Genomic DNA, 16297 nt, shown 5'->3' with positions numbered 1-16297 from the left:
GTTTAACCATTCTAATCTGGTCTCACTGAAAACTTTACTAACAAATGTTGAGTGAGGCGAGATTAATGAGAGCTGATGTCAAGGTCTGGGTAGAGACCATCTCACTGCCGACCTACGAGGTAGGCGCCGAAGATCCCAACCCCATGTTTCTCGAGAAGCGGGTCTATCAGGGCTCCTCGGGGGCTGTCTATCCCTATGGGGTGATCGACACCCTCACCGGCCAGAAGCAGATGAAGTCCTATCAGGCGGTCTGGCTGGAGAACGACTTTATCAAGGTGATGCTGCTGCCGGAGTTGGGTGGCCGTATCCACCGAGCTTACGACAAGGTGATGAATCGCGACTTCGTCTATTACAACGAGGTGATCAAACCGGCGCTGGTGGGGCTGGTGGGGCCCTGGATTTCCGGCGGCATCGAGTTCAACTGGCCGCAGCACCACAGACCCACCACTTTCATGCCGGTGGACTTCACCATTACGGAGCGGGAGGGTGGCGCCAAGACCGTCTGGCTCGGCGAGGTGGAGCCGATGCGTGGTCTGCAGGTGATGGCGGGGTTTACCCTCTATCCCGACAAGGCGCTCATCGAGATCACTGGCAAGGTGTTCAACGGCAACGACACGCCGCGCCACTTCCTCTGGTGGTCCAACCCGGCGGTGAAAGGGGGCGATGCCCACCAGAGCGTCTTCCCGCCCGATGTGACCGCCGTCTATGACCACGGCAAGCGCGACGTCAGTGCCTTCCCCATTGCCCGCGGCACCTACTACAAGGTGGACTACTCCGCCGGGGTCGATATCTCCCGTTACCGCAATATTCCGGTGCCCACCTCCTATATGGCGGACAAGTCTGACTACGACTTCGTCGGCGCCTATTGCCATGACGAACAGGGCGGCCTGTTGCACGTGGCGGATCACCACGTTTCGCCGGGCAAGAAGCAGTGGAGCTGGGGCAACTGTGACTTCGGTCTGGCCTGGGATCGCAACCTGACCGATGACAACGGCCCCTACATCGAGCTGATGACCGGGGTCTATACCGACAACCAGCCTGACTTTACCTGGCTGGATGCGGGGGAGGAGAAGGTGTTTGTGCAGAACTTCCTGCCCTACAACACCCTCGGCACCCTGCAAAATGCCAACACCCGCGCCGCCATCAAGCTGGAGCGTAGCGAGGACGGTCTGTTGTGCGGTGCCTACGCGATCGCGCCGCTGTGCCACGCCCGTTTCGAAGTGAGTGATGAGAGTGGCGTGCTGTTCACCCAGACGCTAGATCTGCAGCCGGGTCAGGCCTGGCTTGAGTCGCAGGCCATCACCAGCGAGGGACGCTTGCAGGTACGCCTGCTGGATGAGCAGGGCCAGCCGATCCTGAGCTATCTCGAGCATCAGCCCGCAGGCGAAGCCTTGCCGGATCCAGCTAACGCGCCGGAGCCCGCCGTCAATCTCGACTCGGTCGACGAGCTCTACTTCATCGGCCAGCATCTTGAGCAGTATCTGCATGCCAGCCGTTCGCCCTTTGATTACTACCTGCGGGCACTGGAGCTAGACCGTGGCGACTATCGCTGCAATCTGGCGCTGGCAACTCTGGAGTACAACCGCGCCAACTATGAGCAGGCGCTGGCCTACGTCAATCAGGCGCTGGTCCGTGCCCATCGCCTCAACAAGAACCCCCAGTGCGGCAAGGCGAGCTTGCTGCGTGGCTACATCGAGGAACGTTTGGGGCAGTTCGATGCCGCCTTCGATGACTTCTACAAGGCGACCTGGAGCGGTAACTGCCGCGACAGCGGCTTCTTCGGGCTGGCCCGCATCGCCATGGTGCGCCGGGATCCCGCGCAGGCACTGCAATTTGTCGAGAAGAGTCTTGCGGTCAACGGTACCCACTATGGCGCCATCGCCCTTAAAGGGTTGGCGCTGCTGGAGTCTGGCCAGCGGGAGGCTGCCATCGCTTATATCGACGAGCAGCGCGTCCGTTATCCACTTCACTATCAGCTGGCCTTCCTGCGCTGGCTGGCAAGTGAGCAGCCGACCGATCTCGAGGCGCTGCGGACCCTGTGCAACGGGCGCGGAGTGAATCTCTGCTTCCTGGCAAGCGATCTGCTGGCATTGGGACGTCCCGAGCTGGCGCAGCAACTGCTCTCAACACTGCAGTTGGAGGAGACCCTGCCGCTGCTGTTCCAGGCTGCATTGTTGCCGGAAGGTGAGGCGCAGGATGCCCTGCTGCAGCGGGCCGAGCAGGCGTTTGGCCGCAAGGTGCGCTTCCCCAATACCCTTGGCGAGGTGGCCATGCTGGCGCAACTGCCCCACAGCTGGTTTGCCAGCTATCTGCTGGGCTGCTTCCACTACAGCAAGCGCAGCTACCCGCAAGCTATCGCACTGTGGCAGCAGGTGTGCGAGCAGGCGCCCGGGTTTGCCCCGGCATGGCGCAACCTTGGCATCTATCACTTCAACAAGAGCGGCGATCCGGTGGCGGCCGAGCAGTGTCTGAGCCGGGCCTTTTCCCTCAAGCCGGATGATGCCCGTTTGCTGTTTGAACTGGATCAGCTGCACAAGCGCTGCGCCATGGCACCCGCCGAGCGACTGGCGCTGCTGGAGGCGCATCGTGAGGTCGCCCTCAAGCGCGATGATCTGACCGCCGAACTGCTCAGTCTCTATCACATCACCGGTCAGCTGGAGGCGGCGGCGGAGATCTTGCGGCTGCGCGAATTCCACCCCTGGGAGGGGGGCGAGGGCAAGGTGACCGGCCAGTACCTCATCAATCAGCAGCGCCGGGCGCTGGTGTTGATGACTCAGGGACGTCACGAGCAGGCTATTCCGTTGCTGCAACAGGCGTTGCACTACCCCCTCAATCTGGGAGAGGGGCGTCTGGTGGGACAGACCGACAACGATATCCATTACCTGTTGGCGCTCTGCCATCTGGCCTGTGACAACCAGAGTCTGGCGGCCCAGTGCCTGCAACTGGCCTGCCTCGGCCAAGGATCGCTCGGGGCCAGCCGCTACTACAACGATCAGCCGGTGGATTATCTCTTCTATCAGGGTATGGCGCTGGCACGTCTTGGTCGGGTTGCGGAGGCGCAGCGTCTCTTTGAAGGAATGGTCGGCTGGGCCGAGCAGGCGATGGGCGAGTCGGTCGAGGCGGACTTCTTCGCCGTCTCACTGCCGGATCTCATCGTGCTGGATGACGACCCGCAGCACAAACATCGCCAGCACTGTCTGCTGGTCAGAGCACTCGGTCTGTTAGGGCTGGGTCAGCGGGATGGTTGTGAACAGACCTTGCGAGAGCTGCTCACCCTTAACCCGGCTCACGACAAGGGACACCTCTTTGCCCTGATCTGCCGCGAGCTGTCACTCCACTCATAACTCTCATAACAAAAACCGGCGCCCCGCCACGGTGAGGGGCGCCACTGCACCCTACAATCGACAAGATAGAAAGGATGAGTCATGGAACGCACGAAAAATCAATTGGATACGAATGGGCTCAATATGAGCTACATCTGGATGATCTGTTTGGTGGCCGCCTGCGGTGGCCTGCTGTTTGGTTATGACTGGGTCGTGATTGGCGGGGCCAAGCCCTTCTATGAGGCCTATTTTGCCATCACGGATCCGGCCCAGTCCGGCTGGGCCATGAGCTCTGCGCTGGTGGGCTGCGTGCTGGGGGCCGCCATCTCCGGCTGGTCAGCCGACCGCTTTGGTCGCAAGAAGCCGCTGATCTTGGCCGCCATTCTCTTCACCATCTCGGCGTGGGGCACGGCTGCGGCCAGCAACTTCGATCTGTTTGTGGTTTATCGCATCATCGGCGGGATCGGCATCGGTCTGGCCTCTGCGCTCTCGCCCATGTACATCGCCGAGATCAGTCCGGCCAACAAGCGTGGCAAGTTCGTGGCCATCAACCAGCTCACTATTGTTATCGGGGTGCTGGCGGCTCAGCTGGTGAATCTGATGATCGCCGATCCGGTGGCAAGCAATGCGACTCAGGCCGATATTCTGGCGACCTGGAATGGACAGTCCGGCTGGCGCTGGATGTTCGGTGCCGAACTGGTACCTGCGTTGGCGTTTCTGGTGTTGATGTTCTTCGTGCCGGAGTCGCCGCGCTGGTTGGCCAAAGATGGTCAGTATGAGAAAGCCTCCCGCATGCTCGGCAAGATTGGCGGGGATGCCTATGCCAAGCAGACCCTGGCCGATATCCGCCAGACTCTGGTGGGCGAGACCCACAAGGTCTCGCTGGCGGAGCTGGGCAAACCCTCGGTGCGGCCGATCCTCATCATCGGGATTGTGCTGGCAGTCTTCCAGCAGTGGTGCGGTATCAACGTCATCTTCAACTACGCGCAGGAGATCTTTGCTTCCGCCGGGTTTGACATCAACAGCACCCTCAAATCCATCGTCGCCACCGGTCTAATCAACCTGCTGTTTACCCTGATTGCGCTGCCCATGGTGGACAAGATTGGCCGCCGCAAGCTGATGCTGATTGGCTCGGCGGGGCTGACCATCATCTACGGCATGATGGCGGCGGCCTATGCCACAGGCGTACTGGGGATGCCGGTGCTGCTGCTGGTATTGGCGGCGATCGCCATCTATGCCTTGACCCTGGCGCCGGTCACCTGGGTGCTGCTCTCGGAGATCTTCCCGAATCGGGTGCGTGGGCTGGCGATGTCGGCCGGTACGCTGGCGCTCTGGATCGCCTGCTTCGTGCTGACTTACACCTTCCCGCTGCTCAATGCCGGGTTGGGGGCTGCGGGCAGCTTCCTGCTCTATGGCCTTATCTGTTTTGCCGGTCTCATTTTTATCTATCGCAAGGTGCCCGAGACCAAAGAGGTGACGCTGGAGGCACTGGAAGCCCAACTGGCCCAGGGCAAGGTCGAACTGACGCCGACCAAGGCGAGCGCCTCGGCATGACGGTTTACACATTAAATAACCCGCATCTTCGGATGCGGGTCTCTGCACAAGGGGCCTGCCTGCTGGGGCTGGAGGATGACAAAGGGCGCCCGCTGTTGCGCGACACGGACCTGGCGCAGCCCTGGCATCCCGGCCAGAGCGCGCTGTTTCCCATGTTGCCGCTGGCCAACCGGGTCGCAGGCAACCGTTTTGAGTTATGGGGGGAGGAGCATCGCTTGCCAGAAAGTCCCGTCGATCCCGACTTTTTCCTGCATGGCGATGGCTGGTTGCAGCCATGGCTGTGGGTGGCGGGTTCTACCAGTTCGGTGACGTTGCAGTTGACCAGCCAATGCGGCCCTTTTCACTATCTGGCGGAGATAGACTATCGGCTGCATGGTGCGAGCCTGGTGGCGCGGATCAGCCTGACCCATCTCGGGGAGAGCCCCTGTCTCTACGGCGCGGGTTTTCACCCCTTCTTTTGGCGCGACGAGCAGACCCGCATCCGTTTTCTGGCGAGCGGCGTCTGGCAAGAGGGAGCAGATCATCTGCCGACCGACTGGTCGAGCAGGCTGGCGCCACACCTCGATTTTCGCCAGTGGGCTCGCCCACAAGGGTGGCTCAACCACTGTTATAGCGGCTGGCGCGGTCAGGCCGAGCTTGACCATCCTGCCCGCCAGCAGCGGCTGCTGGTTTCAAGCGAGTGTGCCTTCCTGATGCTCTACCAGACCGATGAGGGGAGTGGCTTCGTTTGTCTGGAGCCCCAGAGTCATGCCGCCAATGCCCACCACCTGGCCGGTCACCCCGGTTTGCGGCTACTCGCCAGAGGTGACCGCATGAGTATCGGGATGGCCCTGACAGTGGCGTCCGGGGGCTGATAATGATCTGGCTTGTGGTATTGGTGAACGCAAAGAGCCACCCGTCGGGTGGCTCTTTTTATTGCGGATTATCCTGCCTGTTACCTGATCTCCGGTCAGGCTATCTCCATCTCTGGCTGTGGTGTCGAGGTGTGTTGGCTGGTCAGCTTGTCGATGCGCACCGCAGCTACCTTGAACTCGGGGATCTTGGCGTGGGGGTCGGTGGCATTGATGGTGAGCCGGTTGGCCGGGGCTTCGGCAAAGTGGAACGGGATAAAGACCACACCTGGTTGCATCCGCTTGGTGACGAAGGCGGGCAGCTCGATATGGCCGCGGCGGCTGGTGACCTTCACCCGCTCGCTGTTGCTGATGCCCAACCGCTGCGCATCCACCACACTCATCATCACCCGCGGGCCAGCCAACTTGTCGAGCCCCTTGGTCTTGCGGGTCATGGTGCCGGTGTGGAACTGCTCCAGCAGGCGGCCGGTGGTGAGCACGATGGGATAGGTCTCATCGGGCAGTTCGGCGGCATAGCGGAACGGGGTGGCGACCATCTCCCCCTTGCCACGGGTGAACTGCTTGCCGTGGAGCAGGCGAGTGCCTTCGGGCGCCGTGTCGTTGCAGGGCCACTGTAGCCCTTGTACACCCACCTTATCCCACTGGATGCTGGCGTATTGCGGGGTGACTTGGCAGATCTCGGCGGTGATCTCCTGGGCGTTCTGATAACGCCAGTCGCCGCCCATTGCATTGGCAATCTGCTGGATGATCCACCAATCCTCCCGCGCCTCACCCGGCGCCTTGAGGGCGGGGGAGATGCGTTGTACCCGTCGCTCGGTGTTGGTGAAGTGGCCGCTCTTCTCGGCAAAGGAGCAGGAGGGGAGCACCACATCGGCGAGCTGGGCGGTTTCCGAGAGGAAGATATCCTGCACCATCAGAAACTCCAGCTGCTTGAGCCCCTCGATGACGTGATGCTGATCCGGATCGCTCAGCACCGGGTTCTCTCCCATCACGTAGAGCCCCTTGATGCTGCCCGCGCAGGCGGCATCGATGGTCTCGGTGAGGGTAAGGCCGGGCGTGCGCGGCAAGTCTGGCTGCTGCCAGGCTGCCACGAAGCGGGCATGTACCTCTGGGTTGGCCACCTTCTGATAGCCGGGCAGGCAGTTGGGCAGCGCCCCCATGTCACAGGCGCCCTGCACGTTGGATTGGCCCCGCAGCGGGTTGATGCCACCCCCTTCGATGCCGATGTTGCCGCACAGCAGTTGCAGGTTGGCGATGGCCCGCACGTTGTCGTGGCCGGTAGTGTGCTGGGTGATCCCCATCGAGTAGTAGATTGCGGTGCGTTCGGCGGTGCCGATGAGGCGGGCGAGCTCGATCACCTGCTCGGCCGGTACGCCGGTGATGAGGGCTATCTTGTCCGGTGCATAGGCCGGGGAGAGCACCTCCGCTTGCAGCGCTTCGAACCCTTCTACTCGTGCGGCGATATAGGCCTTGTCGTGCCAGTCGTGCTGGATGATCTGCTGCATCAGGCCGTTGAGCAGCATCACGTCGGTGCCGGGTCGGTGAGCCAGATAGAGGCTGGCATGGTCCGCCATCTCGATCCGCTTGGGATCGGCCACTACCAGCCGCGCCTTGCCCATGGTGACGGCCCGCTTGATATGGGAGCCGATGATGGGGTGGGCCGCGGAGGTGTCGGAGCCGATGATGAAGATGAGATCCGAGTGATCAATGCTCGGGATGTCGTTGGTCATGGCGCCGCTGCCAAGTGACGCCTCCAGCCCGGTGACGGTGGAGGCGTGGCAGAGCCGCGCGCAGTGATCCACGTTGTTGGTACCCAGCTCCCGGCGCATGAACTTCTGGAACAGGTAGTTCTCTTCGTTGGTGGTTTTGGCCGACGAGAAACCCGCCAGCGCATCGCTGCCATAGTGCTGGCGCAGGGCTGTGAAACGCTCGGCGACCAACTCTATGGCCTCCTGCCAGCTGGCGGGCACCAGCTCGCCATCCTTGCGGATAAGCGGGGTGGTGAGGCGCTCCTCGCTTTGGATAAAGTCAAAACCGAAGCGCCCCTTGACGCAGAGCAGACCCTGATTGACCGGTGAGTTGCGGTTCCCCTCCACATAGCGGATGCGGTTGTTCGCCTCATCGACGTAGAGGGTGACGCCGCAGCCGACCCCGCAGTAGGTGCAGATGGTATTGACCGGCGTGAGCAGTTCGGTGCGCCCCTGTGACTTGTCGCGGGCATCCACCAGGGCGCCGGTGGGGCAGACCTGTACGCAGGCGCCGCACTGCACGCAGTGGGAGTCGCCCATCGAGAGTCCCGCATCGAACTGCGGCCGGTTCGAGAGGGTGCCATCACTGTTCTTGGCAAATCGCAGCACACCCTGTACCGCTTGCTCACCACAGGTCTGCACGCACTGGCCGCAGCCGATGCAGCGGTTGGCATCAAAGACGATAAATTCGCTGCTGTTATCCACTGCAAACTTCTGGCACTGGCTGGTATCGAGAGCGCGCTGCTCGACCTCGTATTCGGTGGCGTAGTCGCGTAGAGCACAATCGGTGTTGGCCTGACAGCCGCACTCGAGGCAGCGGCTGGCCTCACTGCGGGCATCGGCATCACTCAAACCACGCTCCACCTCGGCAAAGCTGCCCTCGCGATCCTGCTCTGCCAGATGGGGCATGATGGTGCGGGCGACTTTTTTCAGGTGAGCAAACTGGGCGGGATCGACCTGCTTGAGTTTGGGGGCCTTGCAGGCGTTGAAAGGACGAACCGGGTCGATCATGTCACCATGGAGGAACTGATCGATGGCCAGCGCGGCCTTGCGACCATCGGCGACCGCCTCGATGGCGGTGGCGGGCCCGCGGCGCAGATCGCCGATGGCGAACAGGTTGCCGTGGCCGCTGTGCATGGTTTCGGGATGGGACTCCAGCGTTTGCCAGCGGGTGAAGGGGAGGGTGAGGGGCTCCCCTTCCATAAAGCTGAGATCCGGCTGCTGCGACACTGCCGCAATCACGGTATCAAACTCTTCAATGAGGTACTCGCCGGTGGGCTCCGGGCGGCGGCGACCGGAGGCATCCGGCTCGCCGAGGGCCATCTTCTCGAGGCGCACCTGACAGACGCGACCAGCCTCATCGGCCAGATTCTCCACCGGATTGGTGAGCATCAAAAAGCGCGCACCTTCGTGCTCCGCTTCGTCGATCTCGTAGGCTTCGGCGGGCATCTCGGCGCGGGTGCGGCGATAGATGAGGGTGGTTTCAGCCCCCAGCCTGACCGCCGTGCGGGCGCAGTCGATCGCGGTATTACCACCCCCGATCACCGCAACCCTCTTGCCGGTGGTGAGCCGCTTGGCCAGCATCCGATCCTTGAGGTAATCGACCCCGAGATAACAACCCGCCAGGGTGCTGCCCGGGTAATCCATCGGCACCGCCTTGGAAGCGCCGACTGCCAGACAGACCGCATCATAGTCGCGGCACAGTGCCGAGAGGGTGATCTGGTGGCCTAGTCGCTGCCTGGTGTGGATCCGCATGCCACTCTGGCACATCAATGCAATCTCCTGATCGAGGATCGCCTTGGGCAGCCGGTATTCGGGGATGCCGTAGCGCAGCCAGCCACCCGCTTCGGGCATCGCCTCGAACAGATCGACCTCGAATCCCTCGTAACCCAGATAGTAACCGCAGGTGAGGCCGCCCGGGCCGCTGCCGATAATGGCAACCCGCTTGCCCTTGGCGGGCTTCTTTGCCGGTTGATAGGGGGCCACCTCGGCCAGATCGAGATCGGCGGCATGGCGCTTGAGTTGACGAATGGCGAGCGGCTCATCCACCAGCGCGCGGCGGCACTCGGCCTCGCAGAATGCGGGGCAGACCCGGCCGATGGAAAGAGGCATTGGCAGGGTCTGTTTGATGACGGCCATGGCCGCCTCGTGCTCCCCCATGGCGATGTGGTGCAGATAGGATTGAATGTCCACGCCGGCCGGACAGGCGCGCTGGCAGGGGGCTTCGCAATCGGCGTAGTGATCCGAAAGGATGCGGCCGAGGGCCTGCTGGCGGTGGGCGCGCAGGGCATCGCTTTGGCTGGTGATCACCATCCCTGCCTCGGGGCGCGTCTCGCAGGCGCGCCGGATGCCAAGACCGGCAATCTCCACCACGCAGAGATCGCAGGGTGTCTTGGGGCCGCTGGTGTTGTCACCGCACAGGGAGGGGATATCAGTCTGGTGCTGTTTGGCTATCTGGAGCAGGGTCTGGGTCGGGTTAACCGTCAACTGAGCCCCATCGAGGGTGATGGTGATCATGGCGTCATAAACTCGCTTTCAAGGCGCAGAAAATGCTGCATCTGGCGGAGCCAGCAGGGGAAGCGACAGGGAGGCCGCTTGCTATACGCTCACCATAACAAAGATTATTTACAACTTTATTTGATTTTAGACAGCTTATTGTTCAAAAGAGAAAACGATTTCAGGTTGTCTTGTCTACCTCATCGGCTCGGCGCATCGTTGAGAACCATTCCTGTTACAGCAGGAAATTCATTGTCTTATTGTCAGTTTATGCGTCTGGTAGAAGAGAGGCTGCTCTCGCTCGCGGTAGGCGTGATCCGCCAGTAGCACCATTTGTGATGCAACTTATTTTGCATAAATGGTGGCTCTGATAAAGGCATGCGGCGCATGCAGAGCAAAGGGGGGCACTCGGTTGGATAAAAGGTTGGTGGATCGGGGGCGGGCATGCGTGAGTGGCGAGCCTGACACAAAGAAAATGGCCACCTTTGAAGGCGGCCATTCACGTTGTCGATCGGCGCGCTGTTGGCCCAAAGGGTTGGTCGCGGGAGATCAGCCGGATATCAGGGTGGGCAGCCGGGCTTGCCAGATCTGGTGCCAATGCTGCAGTTCGCTGCGCGGCATAGGGCGGGCGGTAAAAAAGCCCTGACAGATATCGCACCCCAGCTTGGCCAGCAGTTGCCAGGTCTGCACATCTTCCACCCCTTCGGCCACTGATTTCAGCCCCAGCTTGCGGGCCAGCTCGATGCTCGATTCGATAATGGCCAGACGGGAGGGGTCGGCATAGCAGCGATCGACAAAAGATCGATCAAGTTTGAGCTCGGTAAACGGCAGCAGCGCCAGCTGCTGCATCGAGGAGTAGCCGGTACCGAAGTCATCGATGGAGAGGCCAAAGCCGTGCATCCGCAGTCGTGTCAGCACCTCCAGTGCCTTGCCGATATCCTCGACAAACGAGCTTTCGGTCACCTCCAGGGTGATCAGCTCGGGATTGACGCCCCAGCGCTGGCACTGGTTGATCAGGAAGTGGCAGAGATCTCCCTCGATCAGCGAGGTGGTTGAGAGATTCATCGACAGATTGAGGGAGAGACCGGTCTGTCCCCACAGATGGCAATCCTGCAGCGACTTGTTGATGATGACATCGGTCAGCTGGTCGATAAGGCCGTTGTTTTCCGCCAGCGGGATAAACATGCCGGGGGAGATCAGCCCGTATTCCGGATGCTGCCAGCGGGCCAGCGCCTCCATCCCCACCCACTGGCCGGACGCAAAGCCGACCTTGGGTTGATACCAGGGCAGCAACTGGTCGTTGTCGAGGGCGCGTTTGAGCTCGTCCACCGACAGGACGAGGCCATCGTCCTTGCCCGAGGGAGCCGACTTGGGCGCCCAGGAGTCGATCAACTGGCGCAGCCGCTGCGGGCTGGAGGGTTTCTCGATGCGACCCAGCACATGGAGACCATAGGCCGCGCTCATGCGCAGCACGGCCTCCACCACGTCATCTTCCAGCGCGCTGGAGAGGATGATGCCGCCCCGAAAGCCACCCAGCGAGAGGCGGCGCAGCAGCGCCATGCCATCCATGCCGGGCATCCGCAGATCGCAGAACAGGATGTCGACAGTGTGGCTCTGGCATAGCGCCAGGGCTTCGATGCCGTCTGCGGCCTCCAGTAGTTGCTGATAACCGAGCGCCCGGATCTGGTGCATCAGGGTCTTACGTTGAAACCCGTGATCCTCGACCACCATGATGACCAACTCGTCTGCCGTTCTACTCATCGAGCCACAATCCCATTTCACGTTCAATATTGTTCATCTGTTCTTCCACTCTCTGTGTCAGCAGCGCGAGCTCGCTCAACTGTTTGAGGCGGGCCGCCGATTCCAGTTGCGCCGCCTGCTCGGCCAGGGAGAGCTCCCCGACCATTCTGGCTGCCCCTTTGATGCGGTGGGCGATCTCCACCAGCTCCTGGCTATCATCGGAGGAGAGCGCGCTCATCATAGCGTGGCAATCTTTCCGGTTGGAGGCCAGATACTCCCTTGCCATGCTTTTGGCAATCCCTTCATCGCCAAACAGATCTTGCCAGCGACCGATCATGTCGAGATTGATGGCCTGTCGTGCGGGCACTCTCTCTGTGATCGTAGTCGCGGGCAACCACCGCAGCAGCATCTGGCGCAGTGACTCCAGCGAATAGGGTTTGCACAGCATGCCGTTCATGCCGGCTGCCGTCATATTGGCTGCCGCCTCCTCCGAGGTATCGGCGGTGACACCGATGATGGGGGCCTGCTCCCCTTGTTCCCGCAGGCGGCGGGTCAGGGTGTAGCCATCCATGTGCGGCATGTGGCAGTCGGTGATCAGCAGGGCGAAATCCCGGGTTTGCCAGGCGCGCAACGCCTTCTCTCCATCTTCCACTACCTCGCACTCCACCCCCAGAATCGCCAGCTGACGGGTCAGCAGGGCGCGATTGACCAGATGATCATCGGCGACCAGCACCCGCCCGCCCAGTTTTTCGATGCTGGCGGCATGGGTGGTCACGGCTCGCCCGGTGATCAGTTCGCGGCAGCTTTCGAGCAACAGATCCGGATAGAGGGGGGATTGGCCGAGGCGCCACCAGTTCTCCGAGCCCATGCGCCCCCGCAACGCTTCGCGGGGGGAGAGGATGACCCCCTTGAGAGTGCCGGACTGCAGCAAGGTGTGCCAATCGCTCCCCATGCTGGACTCCAGCGCGGCCTCTTCCGCTAACAGCAGGCCGTCGAGATCGGCGGTGAGCTGGTGGATCTCGAGGGGGGTCAACCGGGCGCCGAGCCGTGCCATGGTGGCCTGCAAGGCGGCATCGCTACCCAGCCACCACCATTCGCTGCCCGCCAGTGCGGGTGGTTCCCACAGGACATTGAGCAGCGGGATGCTGAAGCGGAAACAGGCCCCTTCACCGAGCTGGCTCTTGACCGTCAGGGTGCCGCCCATCTTCCTCACCAACTGCTCACAGATGGCCAGGCCCAGACCGGTGCCACCAAAGCGGCGATTGATATCGGACTCCACCTGCTCGAACGGGGTAAAGAGCAGCGCTTGCTTCTCTTCGGCGATGCCGATGCCGGTATCCGTCACCGCGATAACCAGCTGCTGGTCCTGATAGCTGACCTGGATCGAAATGGTGCCCTGCTCGGTGAACTTCACCGCGTTGTTGAGCAGATTGGAAATCACCTGGCCCACTCTGACCGGATCGATATCGGCCAGATCGGGGAGTTGCTCCTCCCACTGGAGCGTGACCTTCAGCCCCTTGCTGTAGGCCAGTGCGGCATGGCCGCGGATCACGTCGCACACCACTGGTTGCAGACGGCAGGATTGGCGATTGAGGTGCAGTTGACCCGCCTCGATTTTGGAAAAGTCGAGGATATCGTTGACCAGATAGAGCAGGTGGTTGGCCGAGCTCTCCACATTGCGCAGCAGATAGCGCTGGTCATCATTGAGCTCGCTCATGCGCAGCAGCTCCAGCATGCCGTGCATGCCCGAGATGGGGGTTCTCAGCTCATGGCTCATGGTGGCCAGAAAACGGCTGCGAGCCTGCATCGCCTGCTCGGCCGCGGCACGCGCCTCGCGCAGCTCATGCTCCTGTTGCTTGATGGCGGTGATGTCCTGCACCACGCCGTTGAGCAGGCGATCATGGCCCTGTTGCGCCACAAAGTTGCCGCGGATCTGGATATAGCGCGCCCCCTGAACAGAGGGCACCAGCACCTCCATATCGAGCGGCTCAAGGGTTTGCGCATGTTTGGCCACCTTATCGATAAAGGTTGCCAACGCCTCGTCGTTCAAGCCGAGGATCACGCCGCCAGACTCGGCTGCCATCAACTCTTGATGGGTCATCCCGAGAATGTCGCTGGCTCCTTGGGACAGATAGAGGAATTTCCCCTTGCCGGCCCCTTGCCAGAGATATTGATAAACCAGACCCGGCATGCTGTCGGTGATGTCCCGCAGCCTGCCCTCCACTTCCCGCACCTTGTTTTCGGCGGCCTTGAGGGCACTGACATCGGTCAATACCGTCAGCACCCCCTGAATCGCGCCGTCTGCTGCGCGATAGGGCAACTTGACGTAGACCACGTGAAGGGGAACATCCCCCTCGCGCTGGGTATAACCCGATCCTTCGAAGATCTGGCCGGTTTCCCAGACTGCACGCTCCTCGCGCAGCATCTGTTGCCGCTCGTCCTCGGTCATATAGCCCCAGCGATCACCTTCTTCCCCATCACCGACAAACAGCTCGCGGTATGCCCGGTTGCTGAGGGTCAGGCGATGATCGCGATCCCGCAGCGCCACCATATTGGGCAGGGAGTCGAGCAGGGTCTGGATGAACACCAACTGTTCATTGAGTGTCTTCTCGGCCCGTTGTCGCTGCACAATCTCCCGTTTCAGAGTGCGGTTCCACGCCCAGAACAGGGCAAACAGCAGAGTGGCAGCCGTGCCACCTATTACGAACCAGAGCAGCACTGTTTCGCTGTTGATGCCGGTCTGCACGCTCATGGAGAGCCAGCGTCTCTCCACTTTATTGAGCTCCTCCGGCGGTATCGAATAGAGCACCTTGGTAAGGATCCGCTGCAGCATGGGATCTTTGCGCGTGGCCATGGCGACCGGCAGGCGCAAGTCTTTGCCGGCATAGACCACCTGATAGCGTTCGCTCACCCGCTTGTTGATGGATGGCAGGGTGACCATCACGTAGTCGGCATCGCCCGTGTCCAGCAGTTCCAGCAAGCGGTTGTCATTGTTGACCTCTACCGGATGGGCGCCGATGTGGGTCAGCAGCTCTTTATCCAGCGAGCCATGCACCATGCCGACCCGTTTCCCTCGCAGCAGTGAGAGATCGGTGATATCGGCACTGCGTTTGGGGGCAATGACTACCCGATCGACAAACAGATAGCCGGGGGTGAACAGCGCAAACTGGCCGCGGTCGTGGTTGGGGGAGATGGCCGGAATAAAATCGATCTGCCGCAACTTCAGCAGATTTTGGGTTTCCCCCCAGCTCTTGGTGCGAACCAGAGAGAACTTTAGCCCGGAGACTTGCTGCATCAGCGCCATCAGATCCGCCACATAACCGACCAGCCTGCCCCGGTAATTGAATTCGCTCATGGAGGTCCAGTCCGGAGAGACGCCGTAAGTCAGCTCAGGATGCTGGTTGAGCCACTCCTGCTCCTCAGGGGTAAACTGCACAGACTTTACCGCTCCTGAGTCCGCATGTTGGCTAGTCGTGGTAGCTGCCAGCATATGACGACGATCTTCAACCGGTATCTCGTTGAATGCCTTGCTCACCAGGCTGACCAGTGCCGGGTCGCTCTTGTGCATATTGATGGAGAGAGACGTGCCGCTTACCCACTCCGGGGTTGCAATGGTGAAGCCAGCCTTGGAGTGCTGATCTTTCACCATCACTAGTGACGGCATGTCAGCAAGATAGGCGTCAGCCATGCGCTTTTTGAGCATAAACGCTGCTTCGCTGCGACTCTCTGCCTCGGTCACACGGAGAAATCCCAGTTTTTTCAATTCACTGCAAGCATTGACTCCCGTGACACAGACCCAGTGCAAACCATGGGCATCCTGTCGTGACAACTTCGTTTTGCCATTGTTGAGCAGCACGCCGCGCGGCATGGAGAGCAAAAACGGGAGGGAGACAATATTGGATCGCCATTGTTCGCTTGGCTGGTCGTTCACCAGTATGTCGATTGCGCCGTGGCCAAGCCCGGTTAGCGCATCCACGTAGGAGGGGTAAACCTTGTAGCGCAGGGTCAACCCGAGCGTTCTGGCAATCTGCTGCGCGATGTCGGGGACTGGGCCGGTAAAGCGTTGATCTGCATCCTTATAGCTGTATGGAGGGTCACCCATCATCGGCATGCCGATGACCAACTCCTGGTGTGATGACAGCCAGGCGCGCTCAGACAGATCAAACTCGTCTTCATTCAGACTGGTAATGGCGTGCGCCGCCACGCTCCAGAGCAGTAGCAGGAGAAACAGGAATAGACGATCACATTGGCGGAGCATCAGAAGGAATCCAACAGAATTGGGCGCATATTGTAAGTGCATTAAAATGCAGCGGCCAACATCAATTTACTCAATATTGGGCCACGACATGCCACTGTGCGGCTGTGAGTTCGGCTAGTACCGGGATGGTAACTTGATGATAAAGCCTGCGCGGTGATGCACCTGATTTTTTGCCAAAGGCCAGTTCAAGGGGGATATTGGAAAAAAATCCAACCAGTTTGATATCGGTAAACAACATGGATGTCTAGTCCTGAAATAGGTTTACACATTTTCAACTAGCATTTCTCTACTCAGAACCCCCTATGTACCGCATCGGGGGTTCTGTAT

General features: G+C 60.8%; 7 protein-coding genes. 3 read left to right on the top strand and 4 right to left on the bottom strand.

What is annotated here, in order from left to right:
• Positions 1-65 precede the first annotated feature (65 nt).
• From ACW5XC_RS17165 to ACW5XC_RS17155, 3 genes are all read left to right on the top strand, one after another.
• On the top strand, positions 66-3344 hold the full coding sequence (locus ACW5XC_RS17165; RefSeq protein ID WP_042054133.1) for a DUF5107 domain-containing protein: 3279 nt from the start codon (positions 66-68) through the stop codon (positions 3342-3344).
• 81 nt (positions 3345-3425) lie between these two features.
• A complete protein-coding gene (locus ACW5XC_RS17160; RefSeq protein WP_042054134.1) occupies positions 3426-4877 on the top strand; it encodes a sugar porter family MFS transporter in 1452 nt (483 codons plus the stop codon).
• Positions 4874-5731 carry an aldose 1-epimerase gene (locus ACW5XC_RS17155; RefSeq protein ID WP_042054136.1) on the top strand — a complete coding sequence of 286 codons (858 nt, stop codon included), beginning with the start codon at positions 4874-4876 and terminating at the stop codon, positions 5729-5731. Before ACW5XC_RS17160 ends, ACW5XC_RS17155 begins: the two co-directional genes overlap by 4 nt.
• Positions 5732-5826: 95 nt before the next feature.
• Here the strand turns inward: ACW5XC_RS17155 and fdhF are convergent, their stop codons facing one another.
• The 4 genes from fdhF to ACW5XC_RS17135 all read right to left on the bottom strand — a co-directional run bounded on the left by fdhF (position 5827) and on the right by ACW5XC_RS17135 (position 16208).
• Positions 5827-9993 (bottom strand): formate dehydrogenase subunit alpha, encoded by a 4167-nt coding sequence (gene fdhF, locus ACW5XC_RS17150; RefSeq protein WP_042054138.1) that lies wholly within the window; start codon positions 9991-9993, stop codon positions 5827-5829.
• A gap of 528 nt (positions 9994-10521) precedes the next feature.
• Positions 10522-11733, bottom strand: a complete 1212-nt coding sequence (locus ACW5XC_RS17145) for an EAL domain-containing response regulator (protein ID WP_005353540.1) — start codon at positions 11731-11733, stop codon at positions 10522-10524.
• The gene (locus ACW5XC_RS17140; RefSeq protein ID WP_042054139.1) at positions 11726-15970 is read right to left on the bottom strand and encodes an ATP-binding protein; all 4245 of its coding nucleotides are present in this window, start codon (positions 15968-15970) and stop codon (positions 11726-11728) included. The genes ACW5XC_RS17145 and ACW5XC_RS17140 overlap by 8 nt, the downstream gene beginning before the upstream one ends.
• 70 nt (positions 15971-16040) lie before the next feature.
• The gene (locus ACW5XC_RS17135) at positions 16041-16208 is read right to left on the bottom strand and encodes a hypothetical protein (protein WP_155397226.1); all 168 of its coding nucleotides are present in this window, start codon (positions 16206-16208) and stop codon (positions 16041-16043) included.
• Between the last annotated feature and the right edge of the window lie 89 nt (positions 16209-16297).

This window comes from Aeromonas sp. 25-AL00135 (assembly GCF_054052385.1).
This window is presented reverse-complemented; position numbering and strand designations above follow the sequence as displayed.